At 43.9% G+C, this 1,919-nt stretch carries 1 protein-coding gene; it reads left to right on the top strand.

Annotated features, from left to right (window positions below):
- Window positions 1-387 precede the first annotated feature (387 nt).
- On the top strand, window positions 388-1,919 hold a 1,532-nt coding region (locus ACI35L_RS10740; RefSeq protein ID WP_439802868.1), incomplete at its 3' end, for a M14 family metallopeptidase.

Below are 1,919 nucleotides of genomic sequence, written 5' to 3'. Positions count from 1 at the left end.
ATACCTTAGATTCTTGATTTGTACTTAAAGTTTGTGAAGAAACGTACTTAAACAATCAGGGGCGTTTGTTGAAGACCAAGTATCTTAATCCTGATTAGTGAAGGCTAGTCGGGGTTTGTTTTTCTATGAAAGCGTTAATCCATTAGGGTTAGCGCTTGTTCTGTTTAAACTATAATGCAAAATGGGCAGGCTATAATCAGAATGGTTATTCGTGTGCAGAAGAGGCAAGTTTGCTTGAAGTAGGAAGGTTTTCACTGAGGCTTCGTACCTGTTTTCTAGGTTGCCTGAAATCGTATAGCATTCTATTCTCCTGTTTTCTGGAAATAAAAAGGAATTTGGGAGAATTTCGGCGAATAATGGCAGTAAAGAGGATATGAGGAGGAACATATGAATAAATTGACGAAGAAAACTGCTCATGCTGCCATTGCCCTTGCTATCGGAAGTACTTTGCTATTGCCAGGCCTGCCGACGTCTGCTGCGGAGGCTGATGACTTCATACCTTACTATGGAAAGGGGCCAAGCTATATTCAGCCAGATAATATCTCACATTTATTCCCTAAACCCCAAATAGATTTTCAAACACCCGCCTTTGCTAAAGGCAAAACGGCCTTCACCAGCCAGGAGGAAATGACCGCATTCCTAAAGAAACTCAGCAAAAAGAATAAGCATATGAGCTATAAAATCATCGGCAAGTCGCTTGAAGGACGGGAGATTCCGATGATCATATTCAGCAAGAATCCAGATAACATCAAGAAAGACAAGAAAAAGCCGCTTATCTGGGTGCAGGGTCAAATTCACGGCAATGAACCCGCTGCCGGAGAATCGAATCTGGTCCTAGCGCAAATGATAGCGGAAGGAAAGCTTGGCAATGTCCTAGATAAGGCCAATATCATTATCGTGCCGAGAATCAATCCTGATGGTTCGTATTATTTTAAACGCTTCATTGCAACGGATATGGATGCGAACAGGGATTATATGAAGGTGGAGTATCCGGAGGTTCGTACGGTTTATAAGGCCATTAATGAATACCAGCCAGATGTTGTTCTGGATACACATGAATATACGGTGAATTCTTCGCTTTTAAACAAATACGGGGACAAAGGCTCCATTGCCTCTTATGATGTCTTAATTTCATCGGCGAAGAACTTGAATATTCCGGAGAAGCTTCGGAAGACTTCTGATAAGCTTCTGCTGCCGGATGTTCAAAAGGCATTGAAGAAGGAAAAGCTATCGTTCCATGATTATTACACCTTATCCTCTTCGCAATCCGGCAAGCTTGTCGCAGAAGAGGGAAGCACGGAGGCACGCATAGGCCGTAATGCGCTTGGGTTGAAGAATACCTTCACCTATCTGATTGAAACAAGAGGGATCAATATCGGACGTGCGGACTTTGAACGAAGGGTATTTGCCCAGGTGACGGCCCAAGCGAACTTTATTAAGTCGACTGTCAAGAATGCGGAAAAGGTTAAACGGACAGTTGAAGAGGCTCGCAAAACGATCGTGACGAAAGGAAAGAACGCGAATGATGATGATCAGATTGTGATCACAAGCGAAAATAAGCTTGTTCCTGACCAAGAGCTGACTGTCGTAGATCTCGCTAAGGCAGCTAAGGTCGATATCCCAATCGATTGGAAAAGCTCGACTAACGCCTACGCTACCTTGGAGAGGGAAAGGCCGACCGCTTATATCCTTCCTCCTGCTTATCATCATATTGCCGATAAGCTAAAGGTGCTCGGTGTGAAGGTAGAGCAATTGAAGAAATCGTCCTCCTTATCGGTCGAGAGCTATAAAGTAACGGACAATAAAGTGTCGAATCAGCAAGAAAGCGGACACTACACCAATAAGGTGACGACAGAAGTCACTACGAAGAAGAAAACCTTCCCGGCCGGCAGCTATGTGTTCAAGATGGACCAGCAGAA

Origin of the sequence: Pradoshia sp., assembly GCF_051873915.1 — a bacterium.
Lineage (GTDB): Bacteria > Bacillota > Bacilli > Bacillales > Pradoshiaceae > Pradoshia.
The sequence above is the reverse complement of the archived record's forward strand: the minus strand, read 5'-3'. Positions and strand labels throughout refer to the sequence as shown.